Source organism: Paenibacillus sp. ATY16 (assembly GCF_003399985.2).
Taxonomy (GTDB): domain Bacteria; phylum Bacillota; class Bacilli; order Paenibacillales; family Paenibacillaceae; genus Pristimantibacillus; species Pristimantibacillus glycanilyticus.
The window spans coordinates 17,062-43,324 of record NZ_NMOK02000056.1; the positions used below are offsets into that span (position 1 = coordinate 17,062).

Sequence of the window (26,263 nt, forward strand, 5' to 3'; positions counted from 1 at the left end):
TTCCTTCTTTCATCTCTGTAGGTTGTCGATATGGTTGCGTTGAACTAGACAAGGGACTGCAAAACGGTCTCGCGCATCGCTGCTGCCGGAGCCGGCTGCCCTGTCCAATATTCGAAGGCGTAAGCCCCCTGATAAATAAACATGCCGAGTCCCCCGTGCACGCGGCAGCCATGCTGCTCAGCGTCCAACAGGAACTTCGTGCGCAGCGGATTGTAGATTAGATCGCTTGCGACGGCGCCCGGCTTCAGCCAAGATGCATCTATCGGTGTTGCATCGGTATGAGGATGCATGCCAACCGAGGTTGTGTTAATAACGATATCCGCTTCCCCGCATGCAGCCTGCAATTCATCGTTTGCAATGGCCCGGATATCCGCCAGTGACCGGAACGATTGCGCAAGCTCCTCGGCACGCTCCACCGAACGGTTAGCGATCGTAATGCCCGAAGGCTGCTCGCCGGCGAGCGCGTACACGATTCCGCGCGATGCGCCGCCGGCGCCAATGACGAGAATCCGTTTGCCCGCAAGCTCCGGCTCCGCTTCTTCCTTCAAGGACCGGACATAACCGATTCCGTCGGTGTTATAACCGGTCAACCGGCCGTTATCGTTCACAATCGTATTGACGGCTCCGATCGCCTGCGCGCCCGCGTCAATCTCGTCCATATACTTCATAATATCCAGCTTATGGGGAATCGTCACATTGACTCCCCGAACGCCCATCGCCCGAATGCCAGCTACAAATTCTCCAAGCTTGCCCGGCGTAACATGAAAAGCCATGTAGGCTCCGTTGATTCCCGTCTCGCGAAAAGCGCGATTCATCATAATCGGTGATTTCGAGTGGCGAACCGGATCTCCGATTACGCCATACAATACCGTCTGGCTGTCAATCCGGTTTCCCGTAATCCCATTGTCAAGCGCGGATACCGTCAATGTTCCCGTTCCCCTCTCTTCTATACAAGCGAATCGCGAAGCAAGACCTTAATGCCCTTAGGCGCATATACGTCCACGATCGCGCCGGAAGTGCCATTCGCCTGAATCCAGCCCATGCCGGATACGAAAATATCCTTCTTCGCTCCCCGCGGAATGCGAATCGAATAGCGGGTCCAAGCCGGCATTTCATCCAATTCTTCGCGCGAAGGACCGCCAAGCAGCTCTCCGCGGTGGTCGGCGTACAGTTGTTCAGCCCGCTCCAGCTTCGTGCGGTGTACGCTAAGCGCGTTGGAGATATAGAACGTAAACGATTGACGTTCGCCCTCAACGAAGTCGAACCGGACCAAGCTGTTGATAAACAACGACTGCTGGTCGTTTAACTGGTAAACCAGCGGCTTGATCGGCTTGTCCGGCAGCAAAGCCTGAAGGAAGCCGCGCGGAACGATCTCCGTCATCCGGGTAGGGTAGACGATCCCCGGCGTATCGATTATCGACTTGCCGTCATCCAGCGGAATATGGACCGCGTCAAGCGTAGTGCCCGGGTAACGGGAAGTCGTCAGTTCGCGTTCCATATCGCTGTAATCATGGATCAGACGGTTAATCAATGTCGATTTGCCGACATTGGTTGCGCCAACCACGTATACATCGCGGCCCTTCCGGTGATGCTCGATTGCTTCAATGACATGCTCGAAGCCGATATTCCGTTTGGCGCTGCAGAGCACGATATCTACCGTGCGAAGCCCTTCCGCCTTCGCCTGCTTCTGAACCCAGTTCCGAAGACGGTTCAGATTTACAGAACGAGGCAGCAGATCAACCTTGTTAACCACCAGCACAACCGGATTATTGCCTACAAAACGCTGCAGACCGGAAATGAGACTGCCCTCAAAATCAAATAAGTCGACAATATGGACAACCAGGCTGTCCGTCGACCCGATGCTGCCGAGCAGGCGCAAGAAATCGTCCTGATCAACCGTTATCGATGAAGCTTCATTATAATTACGAATACGGAAGCATCTTTGGCAAATAACCGGCTCCCGGTTTAACGCCGCTTCGGGCAGGTAGCCCGACTCTTCCGGATGCTCCGTCTGGAGCTTAACTCCGCAGCCTGCGCATGCATGCGACTGACTATGCTGCTCTTCTCTCACTTGGTCTCCCCCTCATACCATGTCCCTTTTTTACGCAAACGGGAAAGAACAAAACGCTCGATTCTTCTGTTCACGCGGGTCATTATTCCTTCGTCAGCAGGAGCAATCGGCGTAACCAGAATCGTATAAAGGCCCATACGTTTCCCGCCGAGTACATCCGTAAGCATCTGGTCGCCGAGCACAACGGTCTGCTCCACGGGCAGCCCCAGCACGCTCAATGCTTTATGGAACGCTTTATTCGCCGGCTTGCGCGCGGCATGAATAAACGGAATGCCCAGCGGATCGGCGAATTTGGACACTCTCGTCCTGTTATTATTCGACACAATGACAACTTTAAAGCCATAATCCCGAACTTGTTCCAACCATGTCGTGAGCTGTGGCGTTGCAAGCGGCTCACGCGCTCCAACGAGCGTATTATCAAGATCGGTGATAATTCCGCGGACACCTTTTTTGTATAACTCGTCCAGCTGAATATCGTACACCGAATTTACTCGTAAATGCGGCAATAATCTTTCGAACATGCTGCCTTGCCCCCTCGAACTTTCGCTCATCTCCTGCTATCTTACGAAACTATACCATATATTCGGATTTTGTTGCAAAAGAAATACCGCCCGCGCAATGCGAGCGGCGAATTTTCCTTCTATATAATATACGCAAATTTCTACAATTCCTCTTTAATCGCTTTGATCTTTAAAATAAACCGGTCGGTCTCCGAACTTGTCGCCTGGACGGAGCTGTATTTCGCGCGTTCGAACTCATCGAGCACTTCGCGGAACAGATTGTTCAGCCGCTTGTGGCTAGGCGACCATCTCTGAATCGCTTCGCGCAGCGTCTCATGCTCCCCGCGCTCATAGCCTTTGCGCCGGCAGAGACGAAGCAGCTTCTCCGTCTCCCATACAATCCGGTCATTGCCGGAATAAGCCCGGTATCTGGAACGGATCCATGGCGTACGCAGCAGGATAATAACAAGCACAAGCACGATAAGAACAGCTGCCGATACCGAGCCCCAGATGATAGCGGAATGATTGCTTCCCGTGCTGTCGGTTACTTCCTCCTGTACCGGATCGGTATCAACCGCTGCGGTAGGCGTCGGCAATGCTTCCTGCTGCACTTCCGTTACGGAATAAGGGAAGGTGAAGCCCGACGTAGGCTCGAACGGAATCCAGCCATAGCCGGCGAAATAGATCTCTACCCAGGAATGCGCATCCGAGTTGCGGACGGTATACGTGCCCGCACCATCCGGATTTAATTCCGCTTCGCTTGGAATCCCGCCGGCAGAAGGAACATATTCCGAAACGGGAAGCACGCCCGGGGCGAAGCCTTTTACCCAACGGGTAGGCAACCCGATAGAACGGGACATGACCGCCATCGACGTCGAGAAATAATCGCAATAGCCTTCCTTCAGTTCGAAGAGGAACTGGTCGACGAAATCCTTGCTGTCTCCGGTCAGCCTTGATTTATCCGGTTCATTCGTATACATGAAGTTCTGGCGGAGATAAGTCTCTATCAGCTTCGCCTTGTCGTAATCATTCACGGCCGAAGCCGTTAGCGATACGGCGAGCGACCTTACGCGGCCCGGCAAGGAAGACGGCAGCTGCAAATATTGCTTCGTCTCCGCCGGATCCGGCAGCTCGGCTTCCGTCTTGCGAAGTCCTTCTTCATCTAATATGGTGACTTCGGAGGTTACCGCATAGCTTTGCGGATATCTGCGCAGCGGCTTGTCGGACCAGATCAGCTCCTGCTCGTTAACCGCCCACATTAAGCTTTTCGGCAATACGGATGCATCCGGATCATCCACCCAATGAACCGCGGTAATGGGAGAAGCGGCGAACAAGACCGGATAAATATTATTATTGGACATTCTGACCTGCTGGTCCACCTTCATCGTCTCCGCCTTCTCGCGTCCTTCGATGAGCGGCAGCTCCCAGTCTTTCCCTACCGAGGCTAACCGGCTCCGTTCCGTCTCGTCGTTCACCGTCCAGCCCGCTCCGGTGTATTCCGTTTTCGTCTCGCCTCTCCAGTAGCTCCGATGGTTGGTTGTAATCGTCATGACGGGCGAATAGTCAAAATCGAATCCGCCCCCAAGCTCCGAATCATCGCGTCCGTAACCGGACTTGGTATTGCTGCTGCTCACGTCAACGGGAGCTGCGATTCCTTTGTCTCCGAGGAATACGTTAACCGTCTCGCCCTTCGATTCCTTCCACATCGTATAAGGATCTTGAATAATCGGCGATACGGTCGGCATCAGAATGCCGGCTGTCATCAGCACGGACAATACGATAACGATTGGCATCAGCAGCTGCAGCGGATATTCCGTAAGCTCCCTCCAGCTGTTTGGATGATGGCTTGCCAGCTTATGCAGATGATTGGCCACCAGCCAGAGCAGACCCAAAAAGACAATCCAGGCCACTTCATCCCATAACCAGATGGGAGTAAAAGAATCCGCAATGGTCAGAACGAGAATATTGACGCTTATAAATCCGAATAGGCGCAATCTTGTTGTAATCCACAAATCAAACATAATATACAAAACGAGCAGAGCTCCGCAAATCCATATAAAGGGATGCAGCTGCTCGGCATACCCCCACAACGTGCGGAATAAATCGCCAAGCCGGTTCTCTTGATCGGGAACGGTCGTGGATGCGACTTTTTTCAGATCGGCAAAATAAGCCGTCGCGCCTACCGCAAGCAACAATTGAACAACAATCCGCAGCACCCGCATGCTTCGCGGCAGCAGCCAATCGGCAGCAACAGCGAAGAGCAGCGTGAAGCTGACCGCGTAGAAGGTCTCGCTCCACCAGAAGCCTTCAAAGATCCGGATTGTATGAATAAGCATAAGAGCAATAAATAATTGCGAGAGCTTCGTATACCAATTCGGCGTAACCGTGATTATCACCGTTCGGCAGAAAGTAAACAAACGCGGCAAGAGGCTCATACCCGGCCTCCTTCAAGCACGGCAGGAAGCTCCTGCAGCTGCTTCAGTTCGAATAAGGACCAGCCCTTGCCGCGAATCATCAGGCGCCATTGTTCCTCCAGCCGCCTGTCGCCGCCGATATGCATCAGGCATGGCGTAAGTCCTTTACGGGACAACCACTCCATCGAACGGATGGCTTCCCTGCCGGAAGTTCCGCTAATCACGATTGCGAAGGAGCCTGGCTCCAGCCGGGAGTCGGCTGCCACGAGAGACTTGTACAGCCCTTGCTCGGCATCGGCGTCTACAAAGGTCAAATGCTTCATTAGCGCGTTGCGCTGTTCCACGCCGGACTTGGGCGGGAGAATCGTCAACTTCTTGCCTGCAGACATGATTCCGATAGCCGTATCGCCCTTCAAGCCGCTGTCAATAAGCGAAGCTGCTGTAGATACCGCCAGCTCGAACCGTTCCGCGCCCGGAGCGGGGTAATCCCCGGCATATCGGTCAAGAATAATAAGCGTACGAGGCAATGACTCCCTCTCGAACGCCTTCGACTTCCAGTCGCCCGTCTTCGCCGTTGCGTTCCAGTGAATCCGCGACAGCCTGTCGCCGTACAAATATTCCCGCACGCCGTTGATTTGCGTCGTTTCTTTTGCGGCACGCGGAGCTGCGGCATGGGAGAAGGGCCCCCGGAAGCCGCTTTGTATGCTATGCCATTGCCGCAGCGGAACAATTTGAGGCAACACGCTGAATGCCGACTCCGAGCCGAACCGGCCGGAATGCTCGAACAAGCCGAATATGTCATGGGAAATGCATTCGGTCGTGACGAAGCGGTACTCTCCCCGCTGAAGCGGCGGCGTCTGGTAAAGTACATCGCCGGAACGCTTGAAGCCGGGGACGAAAGAGGCTTCGAACTGCAGCTGCTGGCCGTTATGGCGCTGCAGCCTGTCTCTGACCAATACATAAGGGATCGGATAAACGCCGGGAACCTTTACCGATAATTGAACATCCAGCGTGCTGCCTGCCGTGAGCGAATGGTCGCTGCCAGCGGATGCCCCGGTCTGCCTATAGCTTCGGATGCCGGACACGCGGCTGATCCCGCTCCAACGGCCTAAAGCCAAATAAATCAGCAGTACGTTCAAAATCATAAACAGCATCAATGCCGTTTTGCCGCCCTGAAACAATAAATAAAGCAATGCGGCGCCATAAATGATTGCGATAAGCCTCCAGCGTTTACGGGTCTTCGTCTCTTTCACCGCATTCATGGGATCACCGCTCCAGTCTTACGGGAACCTTTGTCTTCTCCAGAACCTCGGCGATAATATCTTCGCTCCGCAGACCGTTCATCCTTGCATCCGTGTGAAGCAGCAGACGGTGGGATAGAACATACGGCGCCAATTGCTTGATATCGTCCGGAGTGACAAACGTACGCTGGGCAAGGAACGCGCTGGCTTTCGCCGCGCGCGATAACGCTATTGCGGCACGAGGGCTTGCGCCAAGCAGGACATGCTGATGCGATCGCGTAGCGCGTACAAGCTGAATCAAATAATTGCCGACCGCATCATCGATATGAACGGCTTGTACCTGGTGCTGGATTCGTTCGATATCTTCTATGGAAGTAATCTGCTCCAAGCGGTCCGACGGATGGCCGGACTCTCTTGCCAGAATCATCCGCTGCTCATCCGCTTCGTTAGGATAGCCTAACGTCAGCTTCATCATAAAGCGGTCGAGCTGGGCTTCCGGCAGGGAATACGTGCCTTCGAAATCGATCGGGTTTTGCGTAGCGAGCAGGATAAAGGGGGCAGGGAGCATATACGTATCGCCGTCAACGGTGACATGCCCCTCTTCCATCGCTTCCAGAAGGGCGGATTGCGTCTTTGTTGTCGCCCGGTTGATCTCGTCGGCGAGCAGGACGTTGGTCATGACCGGTCCCGGACGGAATATGAACTGCTCCTGCTTCGGATGATAAATCGACACGCCCGTAATATCGGTCGGGAGAAGGTCGGGATTGCATTGAATACGGCGGAATTGGCCGCCGATGGTTCTCGCCAGCGCTTTCACCAGCTGGGTTTTACCCGTGCCCGGAACATCCTCAAGCAATACGTGGCCGCCTGCAAGGACGGCTATCATTAAACGTTCTATTTCGCTTTGTTTTCCAAGGATACATTCATTCAAGCTATTTAGGATTAAGGTGCATAATTGCATATCGGCAAGGCGTGTTTCCATGGACATACCTCCTGCGGAATAATGGATGCAAAAAATAAGGGGATTTAGTACCATTTTACAGCAGCACCTTCGGGTAGCACAAATGAACGAACTGCCGAAAAAAATTGGAGGATTCCACATAACGCGGGCGCCGAGTCGCCTTCTGTCGCAAAAAGTGGGAATCGGTATTCTCATATGATATATTGGCAATATCTTCACTTTTAGACGAACGAAGGAACGAAAAGGTTCTGTTCGCCGTAAAACTTTCCCTTAAGAAGGTGCCATCGTTTGCTGACTCATCTGTCCCGCTTTACTAACCGGTTCAAAAACGTATTCAAACTGCTGTTCCCCGTTGCCATTCTTCTCTTTCTGTATACGCAAACAAGCGGCTTCATCAAAGAGATCAAGCCGGCTGCGGCTCTTCACCTGCTGAAGCATTTGCGCTGGAGCGACCATTTCCAGCTTGCCGCCGCCTGTTTCCTGGCGGTTGCCGTCATGTCGGCATACGACTATATACTAGTCAGATGGAATCAGGCGCGAATGCCCTGGACTGCCGTGTTCAAAATAAGCTGGATCGCCAATTCCTTCAACAATGCCATGGGCTTTGCCGGGCTAACGGGAGCAGGACTTCGCATCACGCTGTACCGCAAATGGGGCATTCAAGGCCCGGCATGGCTGCGGTCGCTGGTGTACCAGTCCTTGTCCGCCCTTACCGGGTTGTCTATTCTCTCCATCTTGCTGCTTGTTGGCGTCTGGAATGACCGCAGCTTGCTTGCCCATCATCTCTGGCTGTATCTTGCCGTCATCCTGATTGCCTTGTACGCGGTGCTGTTCGCTTTACTCGGCAGACTGCCCCGGCTCCGCAATCTGCTTGGGCTGAGCGACAAGGAACAGGAAGATGATGCTTCCTTGACGAAACCCCCGGCCCTTCGCATGATAACGGCATCTTTGGCGGAATGGCTGATGGCTGGACTTTCCTTCTGGCTGATTATCCACTTGATGCATCTGCCTATCGGATTCCGGGAAGCGATGAGCATTTTTGTCGTGGCCGCCGTTGCCGGCGTTGCGAGCTTTGTACCGAGCGGTCTCGGTTCCTTTGACGCGATCGTCCTGCTGGCATTCCAGCATCTCGGCTTATCCCCCGACCAGGGGCTGGCCGTGCTTGTGCTCTACCGGATCTTTTATTGCTTCCTTCCGTGGGCGATCGGGCTTGCGCTTGCGACAACGGAATGGATTCCGAATAAGGAAAGATGGAATCAAACGCAGGAGCAGGTTCTGAAGCCCGCTATCAAACGCTGGCATACGGTCTGGAATTGGCCTAGCCAAACGGCTGTCCTTAGCGATATTAGCACTTGGGCGCTGGCTGCTCTTGTATTCATTAGCGGCATACTGCTATTGCTCTCATCCGCCACACCGGGCAGCTGGCACCGGATGCACCTGCTCGAGCAGTTCGTAACGCCTTTTACGATGAAGGGCTCCCATCAATTGGCTGTTCTCATAGGTTTATTAATGCTGATGGTTTCCGAGGGCATCCGTTTCCGCGTCAAACGGGCTTATTTCCTGGCGATGATTCTGCTGATCGGCGGTACGTTCGCTTTGATTCTGAAAGGCTTTGAAATCGAGGAAGCGATCTTCCTTCTATTCGTCTGCCTGCTCTTATGGCTGTCCAAAGACAGGTTCAACCGGAAAGAAGCGATCTTCACCTTGCGCAAAACGATTGCCTGGGCAGGCATCTCGCTTGTTGTCATGCTGCTGTACCTGTCTGTCGGAATATCCACCAACGAGCTTCCGCCCGGCGTGCTTCATCATGCCAAGTGGCATGCCCGTTATACGTTGAAGAACGAAGAGCTGCTGCGCGAAGGCATCATTGCACTCGCGGTCAGCTGGATTCTGCTGACGGTCCGGAGAATATTCGTGCCAAGCCTCCCGCCCGCCCCTAAACCGGGGCCGCAGGATTGGGAAAGGTTGGAGCAACTGCTCGCCAAGCATCCCGGCAATTTCCTGACCCATCTGCTGTATATGGGCGATAAAAGCTTTATGTGGACGCCCGACTACCAAGCGGTGCTCGCCTATGGCCGCACTGGCAAAACCCTTGTGGCACTCGGCGATCCGATCGGAGATCCTGCCTCCATCCGAAAGCTCGTGCGTCAATTCCGCGATTACGCGGATCGTTACGCGGCGACAGCCGTCTTCTACCAGGTAAAAGCCGAACACCTGCCGCTTTATCATGAATACGGCTACCGGTTCTTCAAGCTTGGAGAGGAAGCGATCGTCCCATTAGACCAATTCCAGTTGTCCGGCCGGCGAAAGGCGGATTTGCGGGCGGCTTGCAACCGGTATGAACGGAATGGCTTTGCGTTTGATATCGTCAAGCCGCCATTCAGTACCATGCTGTTATCCGAGCTTAAGGCGGTATCCGACGAATGGCTGGATGGCGACAAGGAAAAGGGCTTCTCGCTGGGCACCTTCTCCGAATCTTACCTTGAGCTGGCTCCCATTGCCGTTCTGCGGGATAACGAGAACCGCGTCGCCGCATTTGCCAGCATTATGCCGGTGTACGATCGCAACAAATCCGTCTCCATTGACCTGATGCGCCATCGTGACGGTCTCAGCGGCGTTATGGATGTCCTGTTCGTTCATCTGCTGCAATGGGCGAAAGCTGAGGGCTACGAAATATTCAATCTGGGGATGGCGCCCCTATCGAGCGTCGGGGAATCGGTCTATTCGTACCGGGGGGAACAGCTGGCGAGGTGGGTATTCCTAAAAGGAGGCCACTTCTATGGATTCCAGGGTATCCGTCGCTTCAAGGACAAGTTCGACCCGGAATGGGAACCGCGTTATCTGGCCTTTCCCCAGAACAGCCTCTTCCTGAGACTTATTGTTCAAGTAACGAGAATGATTTCCCGCGGGACAGGAAACGGCAGATAAATATCGTACTGCAAAGAAAAAGCAGGCTTGTCCCAATGCGGCAAGCCTGCTTTACCTTTATCCCTTCGGACGGACGACAAGCGCCGCCAGGAAGGAGAATATGATCGCCGCGGAAATACCGGCGCTTGTGACTTTGAATATTCCGGAGATGACGCCAATCCAGCCGGAATTTTGAAGCTCGGTCAACGCGCCGTGCACAAGCGCGTTGCCGAAGCTGGTAATCGGTACGGTTGCGCCCGCGCCGGCGAAGCTGACAAGCGGCTCATACCAGCCGAGACCGTCAATGATAGCCCCTGCCACAACAAGCGTAGCCATCGTATGTGCCGGAGTCAGCTTCACGACATCAAACAGCAGCTGGCCAACGACGCAAATTGCGCCTCCCACAACAAATGCCCATAGAAATTGCATGCTGCTCTACTCCTTTCCGCCGCTGATCGCAACGGCATGTGCAATGCAAGGAATGCTCTCCCCTTGTTGGAAGGAAAGCGGGGATAACAAGGCGCCAGTCGCAACGACAAGTACGCGCTTCAAGTCCCCCTTGGCGATTTTTTTGAGGATATGGCCGTAGGTTACGACGGCCGAGCAGCCGCAGCCGCTTCCTCCCGCCTGCACCTTCTGCTTTTCCACGTCAAAAACCATCAATCCGCAATCCTTGAATGTCGTTTCATCCATGGGAACCCCGTCACGGATGAGCAGCTCCTTGGCAAGCGGGTGCCCGACGCTAGCGAGATCTCCGGTTACAATCAGGTCGTAATCCTTGGGCGTGCGTCCCGTATCGTTAAAATGCGCCTGAATCGTATCCACGGCGGCGGGCGCCATAGCCGCTCCCATATTAAACGGATCCTTGACTCCCAGGTCGATAACCTTGCCGATCGTCGCATATTCAACGACCGGACCCTCGCCTGAGGCGGCAACAACAACGGCGCCAGCGCCGGTAACGGTATACTGCGCGGTAGGCGGCTTCTGCGCGCCGTATTCCGTCGGATAGCGGAACTGCTTCTCCGCCGTGCAATTATGGCTGCAGGTCCCGGCAAGCACGTATTGTCCGGCACCCGAATTTACCATTAAGGAAGCTATCGCGAGCGACTCCATCGAGGTCGAACAAGCGCCAAACACGCCGAGATTAGGCACGCCCAGCGTTCTTGCCGCAAAGCTGTTGCTAATAATCTGATTCATCAGGTCGCCGCCGACGTAGAACTGCAGCTGATCCTTGGCGATCTTGGCATTGTTCAGGGCAAATTCCGATGCCTGCTCCAGCAGCAGCCGTTCGGCTTTCTCCCAGCTTTTCTGCTGCATGTCCAGCTCCGGATGCACGAGATCGAAATCCCCGGCCAGCGGTCCGTCCCCTTCGTCGGGACCGACAACGGTAGCCGCCCCGATAATGACCGGGCGGTTCTCAAACTTCCATGTTTGTTTTCCCTGCAGCATCTTAATGAGCACCACCCGTCCCAAAGATTAAATGGGCGATGCCGACGAAAAACGCCGCAACGGTACCGTACACGATAACGGAGCCGGCCAGCTTGAACATATTTCCTCCCACGCCTAGCACCAGCCCTTCGCTGCGATGCTCAAGCGCGGCGGAGCACATGGAGTTGGCAAACCCGGTTACCGGCACGGCGGAGCCTGCTCCGGCAAACTGGGCGATTTTGTCATAAACCCCGATGCTCGTCAAAATGACGGAAATAATAATCAGCACGGCAACGGTTGGATTGCTGGCATCCTCGGGCTTCATATGGGCCAGATGGATAAAGAGCTGCTGAATAGCTTGTCCTAGCACACAGATGGCACCGCCGATAATAAACGCACGAATGCAATTGCCGAAAATCGAACGCGAAGGCTCGCGAGTTTTCGCAAAGGCTTGATATTCCTTCGGCGACATGGACATTTTGCGGTATTTTCCGCCTCCGGCGCTTTTTATTGCCATAACGTTACACTCCTTTTTTATGTACACATGGTAAGTACATTATTTGTCAACGGAAGAAAGGATATGTATCGGAGGGCGAAATGCCCTATCGGCAATAAAAAAACCTCCGCAGGGATGCGAAGGTCCGTACAGCTAAGTATGTTTAACCTTTCGGCTTAACGAACAAGGCGGCAATGAAGGAGAAGATAATCGCCGCGGATATCCCGGCGCTTGTCACCTTGAATATGCCGGTAATGATGCCAATCCAGCCTGTCTTCTTCATCTCGTCCAAGGCACCGTGAACCAGTGCATTGCCAAAGCTTGTAATCGGAATCGATGCGCCGGCGCCCGCAAATTTGATCAGCGGATCATAGATGCCGACACCGTCCCCAATCGCGCCCAGCACAACAAGGAGAGTCATTGTATGAGCAGGCGTCAGCTTAAAGACGTCAAAGCAGATTTGGCCGATCACGCATATCGCGCCGCCTACAAGAAAAGCCCACAAGAAAATCATAGCTTCCTCACCTCGTTCTCAATGGAAACCGCATGCGCGATACACGGTATCGTCTCTCCTTGCTGGAAGGAGATCGGCGATAAAAGAGCTCCTGTCGCTACGACGAGAATGCGGTTCAGCTCCTTTTCGCGCATTCGCCGGAGCAGATGGCCGTAAGTAACGGTTGCCGAACATCCGGCGCCGCTGGCGCCTGCTTGCACCTGCTGCTTCTCATAGTCATAAATCATCATGCCGCAATCCTTATAGACGGTTTGATGAATGGGGAATTTATGTTTTTCGAACAATTCATTTGCAATCGCATAACCAACCTTGGATAAATCCCCCGTCACAATCAGATCATAATAACCGGGCTCCATGCGAAAATCGCGGAAATGCGCCAGTATCGTATCCACTGCAGCCGGTGCCATAGCCGCCCCCATATTAAACGGGTCGCTGATGCCCATATCCACGACGCGCCCAATGGTAGCTGACGTAACATACGGACCGCCGCCTTGCTGAGTCAACACGCAGGTTCCCGCTCCCGTTACGGAGAATTGGGCAGTCGGCGGCTTCTGGGAGCCGTATTCCGTCGGGTAACGGAACTGCTTCTCGGCGGTAGCATTATGGCTGCAGGCGCTGGACATGACGTATTTAGCCGAACGGGAATTGATCAGATTAGCCGCGATGGCAAGGCTTTCCATGGAAGTCGAACAAGCGCCAAACACGCCGAGATACGGTATTTGCAGCGTTCTTGCGGCGAACGTGGAGCTGATGATCTGGTTCATCAGATCTCCGCCCACCAGAAAGTTGATGGATTCTTTCGTTATTTTGGCCTTCTCGATGGCCAGATTCGCCGCTTCCTCGAGCAAAGTCCGTTCCGCCTTCTCCCAGCTGTCTTGTCCAAGGCGGAGATCGCCGTGGACAATATCGAAATCATGCGCCAGCGGGCCTAGTCCTTCAAACGGTCCGACGATAGCAGCCGTCCCGGCAATGACGGGATGATTCTCAAAGAGCCAGCTTTGATGGCCTTTCAGCATGATTAATGTCCTCCCCCAACCGCATGAGGATTAAAGATCAGGTGAACCAGACCTACAACAAAAGCCGCAACGACGCCAAATACGATAACGGGACCCGCGATCTTGAACATTTTACCGCCTACGCCAAGAACAAGTCCTTCGCTCCGGTGCTCAATGGCTGCCGACGACATTGTATTGGCGAAGCCCGTAACGGGTACGGCCGAGCCGGCCCCCGCCCATTGAGCGATTTTGTCGTAAACGCCAAGGCTCGTAAGGACAACCGACAGAATGATCATGACCGCTACCGTCGGATTGCTGGCCTTCTTCTCGTCAAAGCCGGCCCAATGAACAAACATCTCCTGCACGGCTTGACCGATAATGCAAATGATACCGCCAACCAGAAAAGCCTTCAGGCAATTGATGAATACGGGCCGCTTGGGCTCGTGTTTTTTGGCTAACTCCTGATATTCCCGTTGAACCGGCGTGAATTTCTTCTTATTGCTCGACATGTTCCCCTTACCTCCTGACTACTGTAGTTAATGATGCAGCAGAGGCTTCATTTCCTTTAATACTTGCCGCATTTCCTGCGCACACCGTTCATACATATGCTTAGCCTCTTTGTTTTTCGTCGAGAGACCAAACAACTCCAAATCCGCTTCGATTTTCTTCAATAAGGCATACAGCTCGGCTTTAAGCTGCGGCTGCGGAACTTTAATATGGTCATCGTAAAGGTCAACGTACAGCTGACGGTATGCGTCAACCTGCGCGATATAGACGTTCTCGAGCGTTACGCCGATCGTCTCGAGCTCGGTTGCAAGCCATCTCCGATTAAGGCCAACGGTCGAGAGCGGCTCATCCAAGATTTTGCCGTCCATGATAACCGTCTGAGGTTCATGTTCCGGCGCAACCTTAATGCCGAGATGCGCAGGAGTAATGGGCTGGTTCTCCCGCGTCAGCAGCACGCTGATATCTCCGCTTGGCTCCATAATGGCGAATTCGACATCCGCAACGCGGAAGACATCCTTCTTGCGCAGCTGCTCCAGAAGCTCATCGGAAGTCAACCGTTCTTTCTTCAGGTTGTCCTCCAGCACTTTGCCGCCCTTAATCAATACGGTAGCTTTGCTATCGATAAGATCGCGGACTTTCTTGCTCTTCAGCTGCAAAAATTCAATGCCAATGGAAATCGCCACCCATACGCCAAGCGAGATCAGGCCCAAATACCAGGTTGCCTCAAGATCAAGCGATACATATGCAGCCAGGTTGCCGATCGAGATACCGGTAATGTACTCAAAAAACGAAAGCTGGGATATTTGCCGTTTACCCACTAACTTTGTAAGCAGGAACAGGACAAATATCGACAGTAAGGTGCGTAGAGTAACCTCTAACCAGTCCTGCACAATTCTTTTCCCCCTGTCGCTTGTTTCTACGTTTAGATTATTTGTCAAAAGGCAGATCCCAACACGAATAACCATTTTCCACAGCAGGAAAATGGTTCAGGTCCAATTTCTATTAATTCCCATGAATGCCAGAAGACAAAGGCTGACATATTAGTTTTGTTGTCAAGTTCTTAAGGAGGTGTTGGATATGACCGTAGCATCCGATGTAAAAACATGCGTTGCCTCTTTAAAGAGCGCGCAGGCAAGCCTGGAGCAATTTGCTCTGTCCACTGAAAACAAGGCTGCGAAGCAAATGTTCGAGCAGGCGGCGCAACAAACGCAAACCATCGTCGATCAAGTGGCCAGCCGCGTAAAAGAGCTGGAAAACGAAGAGCCGCAGTACGTAGGTTTCTAAGAGGGAATGAAAATGGCCGTGCGAATACAGTCGCACGGCCAATTTTTCTTAAAAGCAGAAAAACAATAAGATCACAAGAAGCACGTAAAGGACAAGAACAAAGGTCGTAATCGAAGGCCGGCGGCCGCTTGATACTGCAACGCTTTTCATTGGCATTCCCCCAGTAGGCTTCTGCCATTATCGTATGCGGCTTGGGCGTCAGCGGTTCATGCCCTTTAGACTGATGATGACTTCTTTGCCGGAAGGGCTAACCGCCCGGATCCAATCATCCTGCATGGACAGCTGGATAGACTGCTGCCAATGCTCAGGCAGAGCCTCTTCCAATGCGGCCGGCTCTCCGTAGACTGCGGCAATCAGAATATGCGTCCCCGGCTGAAGCTTTGCCTGAAGCGTAGGAATAACCGTTCGCGGATGCATCAGGTTGGTATTGGACTGGGCTTGAACAAGCTCGGCCCGCTCATAACCCCGAATGCCCGAGATGCCGCTGCCTCCGAAGCCGGTCCGACCGATCAAGCTGCAGGTTTGCTTATTGACTCCAAGCGTTGCGTCAAGCGGAAGAGCAAAGCCCCCTTCAGCCGCATCCAGCCCTCTTGCGGTCTCGATTCGGTGAATCCTTAAGTGCCAAGGCAATCCGGCGATCAGATAAGTCGTCACCGTGACATCCCGCCACGGCTTCCAGACAGAGATAAGGATGTCGCCATCGATGCTGGTCTCTTCGTTTTTCCGGCGAACGCGATACAGGTTATCTTCCTCGCTTAAGGCAAGCATGGAGTCGTAAGCGCCTTGGGACAACCCCCACTCCGCACGCGGAACGCTGAAACCGAAGGATGCGGAATAAACAAACTTCTCGTATTTCGCCGAGGTATGAGTATGCTCGTTGGTTCCGGGATGGCCCGCGTTAAAAGCCGCAACATGATCGCGTTCGCTATGCCTGCAGACAACAAGATGAGGGGCCTGCTGTGCCGAAATAGCCGGCAGCTCCGGCAGCGGGAGCTCCTCTGCCTGCCAGAACGGATGCTCGTCCGGCAAACCGAGCGGCAGAAAGGCTTTAAACGCCCAATAGACGGATCCAGGCGCATTATAATTTTCAGCCATAATCAGATTGGGATAGCTGTATCCAACCGTTAATACGCCATCTGGCGAGAAAATCGGCTGACTGAACCACCAACGCAGATGGCGTAAATACAGTCCTTTGACAACGCCAAGCTCAAACGGCGGCATATCGGCAAAAGCATACGCTCCCCACAAAGCTCCCTGCGCGAATCGGTAAGTCAAGCTGCGCCCGTAAGGAAGAGCCCTGCCATCCTCGGCGAACCAGTTCACGAACTGCCCGGCGAACGACACACTGCGTTCTTCGAAGCGCGCTGCACGTTCGGGATCCTCTTCCTTCATCAGTGCCGAATAGAGAAGTCCGCAGTAATGAAAAGCCAAGGGCACGTAATAGTCGCTATGACCGTTTACTCCGTCTTCGTACCAGCCATCCTTCAGATAAAACTGTTCCAGCCGGTTCAGGTTTGCCTCAAGCTGATCCTTCGCGTAAGGAAGACCAAGCTTATGGAAGCCTACGTTAACAAGGACATGGAAGAACAGCCAATTGCAATCATGAGCCCGGCGGCTGTTAATTTGATTCAGCCAATTATAGAAGTGCTGCTTCGCCTCTGCGCCGAGGGGCTCCCACAAACGGTCAGGGGCAATAGCTAACGCAAGGCCAAGCGAAGCCATCTCCACCAGGCGCTGATCGTAATCGGCAACCTCGCCCCAATACTCCTCATGCTCGGGATTGGTGCCGTTTGTTATTCCTTTCAACGCCAGCTGCAGCAGCTCCTCATCCACCTTGTCCAAGCCTGCCGCAAACGGCGCCAGCCCCCAGACTATACGGGAGAAGCCTTCCATCCCCGCAACTTCCGGAGCTTGTCCGGCGCCGGATCCGTTCAGATCCAGTCGTGCTCCACCGGCTGAATAATACGGCAGAAGCGGCTTAGTAAGCTGGTTGAAAGCCAGCTCTAGGTCTGCTTTGCTTCGCAGCGGATTCGAAGCGGTTGCCGCATTTACTCCCATGGAATCGTGACGCCTCCTTTAAGACGCGCGAGACCCTCCACAAAGAAATAATCGCCGTAAATAAGCGGTACATCCATGTTCTTTCGTTCCGGATAATGGCTGGTTCCATGCAGGATAAGTCCTTCTTCCTCATCCTCCCCAAACGAACCGTAGTTCTCGTACAGGGATTTCAAAATCCGCTCTCCGGCGCCGCGATAGCTGGATGCCTCCGGCGAAGGCACAAGCTCGGCCAGCAGCAGCAGACCGCATGCCGCACATGCCCCGGCTGAAGAATCTCGCAGCCATTTCGTCTCCTCCGGCGCGCGGAAATCCCATACCGGCACGCTATCGCCAGGCAGCTGCGACAGGAAGAAATGCGATACTTGCTTGGCTGCATCCAAAAGGTCCTGACGGCCTGTATGCTTGGCGGCCAAAGTCAGACCGTAAACCGCCCAAGCAGTGCCGCGGGACCAAGCGGACTCCGGTCCATAGCCTTGCCCGCCAATAAACTCGGCAACATCGCCGGTCAACGAATCAAACCTGACAATGTGGCGGACTGAGCCGTCGGTACGGATAAAGTGATTCAACACGGTACCCATATGGGCTTCCGCAACATGGCTGTATCTCGGATCGCCTGTCTCCCGCGTTGCCCATTGCAGAAGAGGAACGTTCATCGCGCAGTCGATAATCGCCCAGCCGCTGTTGTCTTCCCCTTCAGTCCAAGGGTTCCAAGCGCGAATGAAATTGCCTTTCAGGTTAAAGCGACCCATCAAGTAATTCGCAGCTTTCAGCGCTCTTCGGCGGGACTCTTCTCCGCCATTCAGCTTATAATTGATCACGCTGGTCAGAATCCACATAAAGCCGATATCATGGTCGAGTCGGTCAAAACCGTCCAGCACCAGGTCCAGCTTCCGTTCGCATTCTTCCGCAATCTGGCGGAAAGGAAGGTCGGCATTCGCTTCGCCTTCGTGCAATAACCACAACAGTCCCGGCCAGAATCCTGCCGTCCACCAGTGCGGAGCTTCAAGCACATATTTGCCGGCTTGGCTCGCATGCGGGAACTCCGCACCGATACGGGCGCTTGTCCGCAATACCTTTTGCACCGTTTGTTCCCAAGCTTCCTTTACCCATGATGCGGTTCCGAGCTGGTTAGCAGCCGTTGTATTTGTCATTTAAGATTCCACCTGTTCCTGAAATTTGAAGTTTAATTTAAACGTCTTTTCAAGGGACGCTTCCTCTTTCGAAATAAGATTAATGCGATAATAGCTTTCTTCCTGACCCGAATGATTGGAATACGTTCGTTCTATAATGGAGACTTCCAGGCTTTGAGGTTCATAGGACAAAACAACCGAATGCCGGCAGCCCTTCAAGGCAATCTGGCCTTCCGACCGCACGAATGGCGGGCATTGGCTGACGATAACCTCCGTAATGGTCCCGCCTTCCTCGTCGAATCGGAAGGTGTCCGTTAACTCAAGCTCGGGAAGTCCGGTTTTATGCCAGACAAATTCGCGCTCAAACGTTGCAAGTCCGCTGCCCGGGTAACAAGCTGCAAGCTCCAGCTTAAGCCGGTCCGCAAGCTCTCCCTGCTCTACCCATTCCACGGAAGCCTTGCTCTCCGCGCCATGGGCCTGAAGCTGACCGTTCACAATCGGCAAGGAGTGTCCTTGCGCTCCCGTGCAGTCGTATTCATAACGGCCTTCGCCAAAGTATTGCGCTGTATATTCCCCGCTCCCAAGATCCACGGCAAACGCGGGATCATCTTCGGCAATCAGAATAAAATGGCCCACGTCATTATGATTATGCGGTTCATCGTTATGCCCGCCTTTGGCCGCAAAGCCAAAGCTGCCAGAAGCATTGCTTACGCGAGAAATAAGCCACTGGGCATCCGCCAAATACCAGCTTCCGCTTGACCAATCCGATTGTCTTGGAGCTTCCGGCCTGAACCATAGCAAATTGCGCAAAGCATGGGCGAAGCGGCTGCAATGATCATCCGCAAAGCCTGCCCGTATCGTTAATGGTGCGTAGCCTACGTCCTCAACGTGAAAGGCAAGATAATCGGATAAGCCGATGTTTACGCTTACATGATCCGACGCATCCGAGAAGTTGGCTGGCCGGTTCCTCACGAGATACGCTTTTTGCTGGAATCCGGCGATGGTCCGTACGTGCCTTGAATCAAGCAAATCCGTCCTTCCGGCGGTGGCGCGCTTCAGCAGATCGGCGAAATAAACGAAATAACCAAAACCGTAATTCCAATAACCCGGACCTTCCGCGCAAGCCCCGTCTTCCCCAAAGCCGGATAAATAATGATTCATCGTTCCGATTGCCCGGTGAAGGATAGCCGCTCTTCGCTTTTTGTCGATGCCTAGCAAAAGGGCTGTTGCCCCAATCGACCCCGCGCATACCGCCGCCCAGTTATGATCGGCTGTCTCCCAATGATAGGGAGGAAATCGGTCATCCAGATAAGGGGCAAATATTCTTCGCTCGATCTGTACCCGAATGTCCTCCCGCAGCGCGGAAGGAAGCGATTGTTCCGTAATCGTCAGAATCTCAGCCAACGCAAATCCGGTTTCGGATGCAAAAAGATCAATATGGCGGTCAACCGAATTCCCTCTCATATGAGCCGGCAAGCACCAGGTCATCTCCTCCAGAACCGCCTCAATCGTGTCGATCAGGGCCTGGCGATATTCCGCTGAATCGGGGAAAAGGCAATGCAGCAGCGCAAAGGAAGTAAGCCGGCTCCTGCGTTCGAAATACAGTCCTTCGTAAATAAGGCGGTTCCCGTTCGTCTCGAACAGATCGTATATGTCCCGGGACAGAACGGGAATTGGACGGTCAAGCAGGCGTTCCCCCTCTGCCCGAACCTCCCCAATCATGTCCGAGTAAGCCGGGGATTCCGCTATCCCTCTCCAGTCCGCTTTGTTCCCGGAGTACGTATATACATCGCTGGCCGCCGCTGACTGATCGGTCAGCCACCCTTCCAGCACTTCCTTCGGCCATTCGTAATTCGTCCGCAAGTTTCTCTCCTCCTAACCGCGATATTCGGTTGGCGTTAAGCCCGTCTGCGCTTTGAACGTCTTGATGAAATAGCTCTGGTTGTCGTAGCCGAGCATTTCGCAAATTTCGCTTACGTAATAATTCGTTTGATCGAGCAATTCCTTTGCCCGTTCAATCTTCTGGTCGGTCACATATTCAATAAAGGTCAGGCCGGTCTCCTTCTTGAAGAACCGGCTGAAATAGCTTGGATTCATATGCAGATGAGCCGCTACTTCCTCCAGCGAAATCCGTTTACCCAGATTCATCGAGACATACTTGCAGGCTTCCGATACTTCTCGGCGTTTGCTCACCGGCAAGGCTTCTTCTCTCGCTGCGATGTAAGACTGAAGCTGCGTGTGGAACCACTCGAACAGCCCCCGCAGAGAATCGAAATAAACGATTTCCTTGTGCAGCTTCTCTGCGGTTAAGGTCTGGGAGGCAAACAGCATGGCATGCAGCTTGAGCCGCATATCGATAAGCAGCTTCAGCACCCAATCCCTTACTTCCTCTGAAGCGTATTGCTCCTTACGGATATGCGCCTCCCATTTGCCGGCAAGCGCTCTGATTTTATCGCTGTCCTTCGCCATAATCGCTTCGCGAATTTCCGCGGCTGCCTGGTCGTACATCGCAAGAAGCCCGGAGGAAGGCTGGGTGCCCTTCTGCCATTTGGCGGTTTCCCCTTTGGACAAATAGAACCGCTGTTCATCGGCTTTAAGCAAGTTGCACAAGGCCTGCTTCAGCAGCTGCGGATTGTCGCAGCTCGTCCCAATCAGGAAGGCCATCTGAATCTTCAGCACCTGACCAAGCGTCCGCTGCACGGTTTGAATGCTCGCCTGTACCTGATCGTAAACGTTTTGCTTGAGACCCGGCTTAAAAGAGAAGAGCAGCAAGGATTGCCGGCTGCTGTAACCGATATGCACGACGCGCAGCGGCAGTTCGGCCAGCAATTCCTCCATCACGTTGCTGATCGCGAAATGCAGCGTCTGATCCGAATCGAACCGGTGTTTGATTAGATTATAGTTCTCCATAAAGCCGGCTACGGGAAGACAAAGCTCGCCGGGCTGGAACAACCCGTAGGAGCCGAAGTCGCGCTGCCATTGCTCCGCGGAAATTAGCGGCTGCTGGACAAATTCGCGGAACAGCTTCTCCTTGCGCAAATCCTGGGTTTCGCTGACCATCCGCTTCATCTTGTTTTGCTCGGATAACATCTGGCGTTCGCCGTCGAAGCCTTCCTTAAACTTCTGCAGCAGCCCAATCAATTCCTCCGGATCCAATTGATCCTTAAGCAAGTAATCTTGAACATCCAGCCGCATTGCCTGTTGAGCATACTGGAATTCGCTATGGCAGGAGAGGATGACAATCCTCACCGAAGGATTTAATTTTTTCACCCTTTGCGCGAGTTCCAGACCGTCCATCTTCGGCATCCCGATATCGGTCACGAGAATATCCGGAATTTCCTCCTGCACATGCTCCCATGCCGCGAGTCCGTTCTCATGCTTACCGGATAAAACAAGACCAAGCTCCTTCCAATCCACTACTTCCGATAACAACTCGATTACCGGATAATCATCATCCACTAGCATCACTTTATACATGAGGACGCCCCTCCTCCCGAATAGGGATATGCATCATAATGCGTGTTCCTTGTTCGCTCTCGACGGTAATATGAAAGGCATCTCCAAACATAATCCGCATACGCTCCGCGACGTTCGCCACGCCGATTCCTGACATTCCCGGTCCTGTTGAACGCCCGGTTTCTTGAAGTTTTTCCGTCCCTGATCCCGCAGCCGTTAGGCGCGCTCTCAACCGTTCCAATTGCTCAACATCCATTCCAACTCCGTCATCTTCCACCGATAGCTCAAGGAAGTGATCCTTTCTCTCTGCCGTAATCCGGATTGTTCCGGCACTTTGGTTAAAGCCGTGTATTAAAGCGTTCTCCACCAGCGGCTGCAAAATAAACCGCGGGACCCGAATATCGAAGGAGGTTACATCCGCATCCACCAGCAGCCGTGCTTCCTCCTTCTGCCGCAGATTCATCAGCTCGACGTAATGCGTCAGCAGTTCGATTTCTTCATGCAGCATAATCGCGTCTTCATCCCGGCTGATCGTCATTCGCAGCAGCTTGGACAAAGAGGCAATCATTTTGGCACTGTCCTGGTCGCCGCTCCGCATCACTTTCATCCGGATCGAATTCAGCACGTTAAACAGAAAATGCGGATTAATCTGGGCCTGCAGCATCGCAAGCTCTGCCTTGCGCTTGCGCGCTTGGTTGAGAGATACTTCCGTAATCATCTCTTTAATGCGGTCGAGCATTTGGTCGAACAGAAAACCCAATCTGCCGATCTCGTCGGCGCCGCGTATACTGGATCGAACCTCCAGATTGCCCCGCTGGACGCTTGAAGCTACCTTCCCCAGCTTGATCAGCGGCTTGGTCAGCTGTCTCATCAATAGAAGCAGCACCACGAGAAAGGCGATAAACGATACGATCTGGAATAAAAAGACCCGGTTAAAAATCGAGCTGATGTTCACGATCGCATCCTGATAAGGCTCCGTTGCTACCAGATGCCAGTCATTAAAGGAAAGATCCGCCGTTGTCAGCAGCAGCTTCTTGTCTTCGTCTTTAATAATGGACGAAGCGACGCGTGGATCCCGTTCCGCCATCTGCTTGCTGTATTCGAACTTCCCGTTCACTTGCTCCAGCTGGGGCGATGACAAAATCTTGCCGTCGCCGTCTACAAGGACGACCTCCTGGCTGCCCGTCAGGCTGCCCAGGATCTTGCTGAACTTGTTCTCCATCATCGTCACGATGACGTATCCGTAAATCCGGGTGCTGTCGAACCGGAGCGTTCTTGCAACGGAGATCTGATACGGGCTGTTTATGCGGTCATAAGGAAAAATTGTCGGAGAAGTACTCACCCAATAAGACTGCAGCCCCGTCAGCTGCTTGAGGCTGTTGAACCAAGACTCCTTCTGGAAAGTAAGCGGATCCATTTCATCCTTGGAGTAGTTCGTAAAGGTCTCCCCGTTGGTGAGAATAATGGTGATGTAGCTCTTCTCCCCTATATAAGTCAACGTCTCAAGCTGCTGCATAATCCGGCTCGTTGCCGTAAACTTCTCGTACGGATCCAAATCCGTATTCAGCATTTTGATAAAGCTTGCTTTCATATCCGCGTTTGCCTGCAAATAATTCGCCGTGTTGAGCATGCCTTGAAACAGATTATTGATCGAGCCGTTAACGAGCTGCATGGAATCCGTCGCATTTTCCTTCGCCTGGCGTTCTACGGCTTCACGAGTTAGCGAGTTGTAGATTAGCATCGTTAGAACGGCTGGTATGAGAATGCATATAACCGCTACTAAAGAAAGCTTTCCTCGGATGGAATGAAAATAAGACCTGATGCGGTACATCGCGTGAAGTCCCCCTTAGATAGAAAAGGGGGACAGTAACTCCCGTCCCCTTTGGATATTTATTATACCTTATTATTTTTTGTTCGCCGCAATAATTTCGTCCACGCGTTTCTTGGAGTTGGCAACGGTCGTATCGACGTCTTGGTTGCCAAGAATCAGCTTCTCGTACTCTTCGTTGATTGCTTTGTACACTTCGGCTTGATAAGAAGCAGGAGCGATAATTTCCGTTGCTTTCGAGTTCACAAGCGTGTTTACGAGACTTTCCTTGTCAACAAGCTCAGGGTTCTTCGTGCCGGCAAGAATCGTATCGATAATACCCGCTACTTGATCGTTGCTTACGCCGTTCCAAGCCGGAATGTTCTTGCCTTGAACGACTTGGCCTTCGGTTGTGTACCAGCGAACGAATTTATAAGCTTCTTCTTTGTTCTTGGAGCTTTCCGATACCGCTACATAGTCCGTCGTAACCGGCGTAATTCCGGATTGGTCGCTTGCATTGTTTTTCGGGAATGGTGCAACCGCTACATGGAATGTCAGAGGCAAAGTATCCGTACCGCCGATTTCCGTATTCATCCAGGAGCCGATTGTCAGCATGCTAGCCGATTGGTTAAAGAATTGGTTACGGTAAGCCAGCTTTTGCGAGATCATATCCGAGTAAGGAACGGAGGACTTATCCTCTTTCTCCATTTTTACGCGAAGCTCAAGCGTCTTCTTGAAGTTAGGATCATCCAGGTTGGACGTACCGTCCGCTTTCAGGAATTCGGATCCGGTTGGCTGGTTCTCCATCATCAGCTTCAGGTATTCCATCCAGCCGCCGTTTTGCGGACCGTGGAAGTAAGTGCCGTAACGCTTGGTCGCGCCTTCGCCTTTGGTAAGCTTTTTCGCGTAGTCCGCGTATTCGTCCCAAGTCCAGTCCGTCGGAACCGCAAGTCCCGCTTCATCCAGATTGTCCTTGTTCAGAAGCACGTACCAAGGATTGAATTTGCCCGGCAGCGAGTACACTTTGCCGTTCAGGTGCGTATCAACCTTGTAATCCTCTTCTACCTTATAGCCGTCTTTCGCAAGGAAGTCGTCAAGCGGAGCTGCCATGCCAAGCGCTACGCGCTGCGCGTAACCCGCCGCGTCGCTAAACATCATCACGTCGATTTGCTCGCCGGATGCTACGGCAAGATCGAGCTTTTTCATCGATTCCTGCGTGTCGCCTTTTTCGCTCAGCTGTACAAGCTCAACGGTTACGTTCGGGTTCTTCTCATGGTAAGCATCGAGCGTTGCTTTCCAGTTGTACGCTTGCTCCGTGCCGTACGTGTAGAGGCGGAGTTTGACCGGATCTCCGCTAGCACTGCCGCCAGCGCTCGTGCTTGCTTCCGTCGAAGGAGCCGCGCTTGCGTTCTTGTTGCCCGAATCATTGTTGTTGGAGTTTCCGCAGCCTGCGAGAACTCCTGTAAGCAATAAACTAATCGCCAATCCCGATGCCCATCTCTTTTTCATTTCTAAATGCCCCTCTCTGAAATGCAAGGTTATAGGATGTTGATAGTTTTCATTATAGTGAGCGGCAATCCGGTAAGGATGAAACTATCTTTACCTAAATTGCAACAAATTCGACTTTCTTGCTAACGCTTTCATGACGGTTACCCTTTTACGCCGCCTAATGCGATACCCTCGATAACACTTTTTTGACCGATGATGAAGATGATAAGGAGCGGCAGGATCGCCGATACGGCAGCCGCCATGATTAGCGAGTAGAACTCGCCGCTGAGCGACGTGAACTTCTGCATAGCCAGCGGAATCGTGAACAGCCGGTCCGTGCGAAGGAAGATCAGCGGGTTCTGGTAATCGTTCCAGGTCCAGATAAAACGAAGAATCGCGTAGGTCGCAACGGCCGGCTTCACCAGCGGGAAGGCGATGCTCCAGTAGATCCGGAAATGGTTGGCCCCGTCTATTTTAGCAGATTCGATAAACTCCTGGTGAATCCCCATAAAGAACTGGCGCAGCATAAAAGTTCCCAATACGCTGAAGCTGCTAAGGATAATCAAGCCCCAATGGCTGTCGAACAAGCCGATTTGACGGTACAGAATAAATTGAGGAATCAGAATCGCTTGGCTTGGCACCATATAAGTCGCAAGCACGATCAGGAATACGAAATTGCTGCCCTTGAACTTGATCTTCGAGAAGCCGTAGGCGGCAAGCGATGAGAACAGCGCCGAGATACAGGTCGTAATGACTGCTATTTTGATGGAATTCAAATAATATTTCCAGAAGGGATAGTCCCCTACCCATACTTCCTTATAGTTCTCGATGGCGTGCCAGTGGCGCGGAATCCATTCGATCGGGTAAACAAAGACGTCTTTCTCGATCTTGAACGAAGTAACAAGCATCCAGATGAACGGAAGCAGGAACAAGATGCTGACGGCAAACATAAGGACGGTAAGAACGCCTTTGCGCCAGTTGAAAGCTGTGTTAGATGTCTCCATGA

At 53.0% G+C, this 26,263-nt stretch carries 22 protein-coding genes; 2 read left to right on the forward strand and 20 right to left on the reverse strand.

What is annotated here, in order from left to right:
• Positions 1-44: 44 nt before the first annotated feature.
• The 6 genes from aroE to CFI03_RS29730 form a co-directional block, all read right to left on the reverse strand.
• Positions 45-926, reverse strand: coding sequence for a shikimate dehydrogenase (aroE, locus tag CFI03_RS29705; RefSeq protein ID WP_248762627.1), 882 nt, complete (start codon positions 924-926; stop codon positions 45-47).
• Between the two features lie 20 nt (positions 927-946).
• Positions 947-2,071: a ribosome biogenesis GTPase YqeH gene (yqeH, locus tag CFI03_RS29710; RefSeq protein WP_248762628.1), complete on the reverse strand. Its 1,125-nt coding sequence runs from the start codon at positions 2,069-2,071 to the stop codon at positions 947-949.
• A complete protein-coding gene (locus CFI03_RS29715) occupies positions 2,068-2,592 on the reverse strand; it encodes a YqeG family HAD IIIA-type phosphatase (protein ID WP_015845593.1) in 525 nt (174 codons plus the stop codon). Before CFI03_RS29715 ends, yqeH begins: the two co-directional genes overlap by 4 nt.
• A gap of 140 nt (positions 2,593-2,732) precedes the next feature.
• Positions 2,733-5,006 (reverse strand): transglutaminase TgpA family protein, encoded by a 2,274-nt coding sequence (locus CFI03_RS29720; protein ID WP_248762629.1) that lies wholly within the window; start codon positions 5,004-5,006, stop codon positions 2,733-2,735.
• Positions 5,003-6,247 (reverse strand): DUF58 domain-containing protein, encoded by a 1,245-nt coding sequence (locus CFI03_RS29725; protein WP_248762630.1) that lies wholly within the window; start codon positions 6,245-6,247, stop codon positions 5,003-5,005. Before CFI03_RS29725 ends, CFI03_RS29720 begins: the two co-directional genes overlap by 4 nt.
• Positions 6,248-6,251: 4 nt before the next feature.
• Positions 6,252-7,208, reverse strand: a complete 957-nt coding sequence (locus tag CFI03_RS29730) for an AAA family ATPase (RefSeq protein ID WP_248762632.1) — start codon at positions 7,206-7,208, stop codon at positions 6,252-6,254.
• Between the two features lie 267 nt (positions 7,209-7,475).
• On the opposite strand from CFI03_RS29730, the gene mprF reads away from it, so the two are divergent.
• Positions 7,476-10,115 (forward strand): bifunctional lysylphosphatidylglycerol flippase/synthetase MprF, encoded by a 2,640-nt coding sequence (mprF, locus tag CFI03_RS29735; protein ID WP_248762633.1) that lies wholly within the window; start codon positions 7,476-7,478, stop codon positions 10,113-10,115.
• A gap of 57 nt (positions 10,116-10,172) precedes the next feature.
• Here the strand turns inward: mprF and spoVAE (CFI03_RS29740) are convergent, their stop codons facing one another.
• From spoVAE (CFI03_RS29740) to CFI03_RS29770, 7 genes are all read right to left on the reverse strand, one after another.
• On the reverse strand, positions 10,173-10,523 hold the full coding sequence (gene spoVAE / locus CFI03_RS29740; RefSeq protein ID WP_015845598.1) for a stage V sporulation protein AE: 351 nt from the start codon (positions 10,521-10,523) through the stop codon (positions 10,173-10,175).
• A 6-nt stretch (positions 10,524-10,529) separates the two neighbouring features.
• Positions 10,530-11,543: a stage V sporulation protein AD gene (spoVAD, locus tag CFI03_RS29745; RefSeq protein ID WP_201001620.1), complete on the reverse strand. Its 1,014-nt coding sequence runs from the start codon at positions 11,541-11,543 to the stop codon at positions 10,530-10,532.
• Position 11,544: 1 nt separating this feature from the next.
• Complete coding sequence (gene spoVAC, locus CFI03_RS29750) at positions 11,545-12,039, reverse strand: stage V sporulation protein AC (protein ID WP_248762634.1); 495 nt, start codon at positions 12,037-12,039, stop codon at positions 11,545-11,547.
• Between the two features lie 142 nt (positions 12,040-12,181).
• The gene (spoVAE, locus tag CFI03_RS29755) at positions 12,182-12,532 is read right to left on the reverse strand and encodes a stage V sporulation protein AE (RefSeq protein WP_248762635.1); all 351 of its coding nucleotides are present in this window, start codon (positions 12,530-12,532) and stop codon (positions 12,182-12,184) included.
• On the reverse strand, positions 12,529-13,548 hold the full coding sequence (gene spoVAD / locus CFI03_RS29760) for a stage V sporulation protein AD (RefSeq protein ID WP_248762636.1): 1,020 nt from the start codon (positions 13,546-13,548) through the stop codon (positions 12,529-12,531). The genes spoVAE (CFI03_RS29755) and spoVAD (CFI03_RS29760) overlap by 4 nt, the downstream gene beginning before the upstream one ends.
• A gap of 2 nt (positions 13,549-13,550) precedes the next feature.
• Positions 13,551-14,036 (reverse strand): stage V sporulation protein AC, encoded by a 486-nt coding sequence (gene spoVAC / locus CFI03_RS29765; RefSeq protein ID WP_248762637.1) that lies wholly within the window; start codon positions 14,034-14,036, stop codon positions 13,551-13,553.
• Positions 14,037-14,063: 27 nt separating this feature from the next.
• Positions 14,064-14,924 (reverse strand): DUF421 domain-containing protein, encoded by an 861-nt coding sequence (locus CFI03_RS29770; RefSeq protein ID WP_248762638.1) that lies wholly within the window; start codon positions 14,922-14,924, stop codon positions 14,064-14,066.
• A gap of 187 nt (positions 14,925-15,111) precedes the next feature.
• Between CFI03_RS29770 and CFI03_RS29775 the strand changes: the two genes are divergently transcribed.
• Positions 15,112-15,318, forward strand: a complete 207-nt coding sequence (locus CFI03_RS29775) for a DUF1657 domain-containing protein (protein ID WP_127497128.1) — start codon at positions 15,112-15,114, stop codon at positions 15,316-15,318.
• A 198-nt stretch (positions 15,319-15,516) separates the two neighbouring features.
• On the opposite strand, the gene CFI03_RS29780 is transcribed toward CFI03_RS29775, so the two are convergent.
• The 7 genes from CFI03_RS29780 to CFI03_RS29810 form a co-directional block, all read right to left on the reverse strand.
• Complete coding sequence (locus CFI03_RS29780) at positions 15,517-17,376, reverse strand: DUF2264 domain-containing protein (protein WP_248762639.1); 1,860 nt, start codon at positions 17,374-17,376, stop codon at positions 15,517-15,519.
• Positions 17,367-18,527 (reverse strand): glycoside hydrolase family protein, encoded by a 1,161-nt coding sequence (locus tag CFI03_RS29785; RefSeq protein WP_248762640.1) that lies wholly within the window; start codon positions 18,525-18,527, stop codon positions 17,367-17,369. Before CFI03_RS29785 ends, CFI03_RS29780 begins: the two co-directional genes overlap by 10 nt.
• Positions 18,528-20,369: a hypothetical protein gene (locus CFI03_RS29790; RefSeq protein WP_248762641.1), complete on the reverse strand. Its 1,842-nt coding sequence runs from the start codon at positions 20,367-20,369 to the stop codon at positions 18,528-18,530.
• 12 nt (positions 20,370-20,381) lie between these two features.
• A complete protein-coding gene (locus tag CFI03_RS29795; RefSeq protein ID WP_248762642.1) occupies positions 20,382-21,983 on the reverse strand; it encodes a helix-turn-helix domain-containing protein in 1,602 nt (533 codons plus the stop codon).
• Complete coding sequence (locus CFI03_RS29800; protein WP_248762643.1) at positions 21,976-23,793, reverse strand: sensor histidine kinase; 1,818 nt, start codon at positions 23,791-23,793, stop codon at positions 21,976-21,978. Before CFI03_RS29800 ends, CFI03_RS29795 begins: the two co-directional genes overlap by 8 nt.
• Before the next feature lie 72 nt (positions 23,794-23,865).
• On the reverse strand, positions 23,866-25,278 hold the full coding sequence (locus CFI03_RS29805) for an ABC transporter substrate-binding protein (protein WP_248762644.1): 1,413 nt from the start codon (positions 25,276-25,278) through the stop codon (positions 23,866-23,868).
• Between the two features lie 140 nt (positions 25,279-25,418).
• Positions 25,419-26,261 (reverse strand): carbohydrate ABC transporter permease, encoded by an 843-nt coding sequence (locus tag CFI03_RS29810; protein ID WP_127497143.1) that lies wholly within the window; start codon positions 26,259-26,261, stop codon positions 25,419-25,421.
• Positions 26,262-26,263 lie beyond the last annotated feature (2 nt).

Bases quoted from the DNA above. Each gene is read 5' to 3' on its own strand.
- CFI03_RS29715 (WP_015845593.1), bottom strand. From the start codon at position 2,592: ATGTTCGAAAGATTATTGCCGCATTTACGAGTAAATTCGGTGTACGAT.
- CFI03_RS29720 (WP_248762629.1), bottom strand. From the start codon at position 5,006: ATGAGCCTCTTGCCGCGTTTGTTTACTTTCTGCCGAACGGTGATAATC.
- CFI03_RS29725 (WP_248762630.1), bottom strand. From the start codon at position 6,247: ATGAATGCGGTGAAAGAGACGAAGACCCGTAAACGCTGGAGGCTTATC.
- CFI03_RS29730 (WP_248762632.1), bottom strand. From the start codon at position 7,208: ATGGAAACACGCCTTGCCGATATGCAATTATGCACCTTAATCCTAAAT.
- spoVAE (WP_015845598.1), bottom strand. From the start codon at position 10,523: ATGCAATTTCTATGGGCATTTGTTGTGGGAGGCGCAATTTGCGTCGTT.
- spoVAD (WP_201001620.1), bottom strand. From the start codon at position 11,543: ATGCTGCAGGGAAAACAAACATGGAAGTTTGAGAACCGCCCGGTCATT.
- spoVAC (WP_248762634.1), bottom strand. From the start codon at position 12,039: ATGGCAATAAAAAGCGCCGGAGGCGGAAAATACCGCAAAATGTCCATG.
- spoVAE (WP_248762635.1), bottom strand. From the start codon at position 12,532: ATGATTTTCTTGTGGGCTTTTCTTGTAGGCGGCGCGATATGCGTGATC.
- spoVAD (WP_248762636.1), bottom strand. From the start codon at position 13,548: ATGCTGAAAGGCCATCAAAGCTGGCTCTTTGAGAATCATCCCGTCATT.
- spoVAC (WP_248762637.1), bottom strand. From the start codon at position 14,036: ATGTCGAGCAATAAGAAGAAATTCACGCCGGTTCAACGGGAATATCAG.
- CFI03_RS29775 (WP_127497128.1), top strand. From the start codon at position 15,112: ATGACCGTAGCATCCGATGTAAAAACATGCGTTGCCTCTTTAAAGAGC.
- CFI03_RS29780 (WP_248762639.1), bottom strand. From the start codon at position 17,376: ATGGGAGTAAATGCGGCAACCGCTTCGAATCCGCTGCGAAGCAAAGCA.
- CFI03_RS29785 (WP_248762640.1), bottom strand. From the start codon at position 18,527: ATGACAAATACAACGGCTGCTAACCAGCTCGGAACCGCATCATGGGTA.
- CFI03_RS29795 (WP_248762642.1), bottom strand. From the start codon at position 21,983: ATGTATAAAGTGATGCTAGTGGATGATGATTATCCGGTAATCGAGTTG.
- CFI03_RS29800 (WP_248762643.1), bottom strand. From the start codon at position 23,793: ATGTACCGCATCAGGTCTTATTTTCATTCCATCCGAGGAAAGCTTTCT.
- CFI03_RS29805 (WP_248762644.1), bottom strand. From the start codon at position 25,278: ATGAAAAAGAGATGGGCATCGGGATTGGCGATTAGTTTATTGCTTACA.
- CFI03_RS29810 (WP_127497143.1), bottom strand. From the start codon at position 26,261: ATGGAGACATCTAACACAGCTTTCAACTGGCGCAAAGGCGTTCTTACC.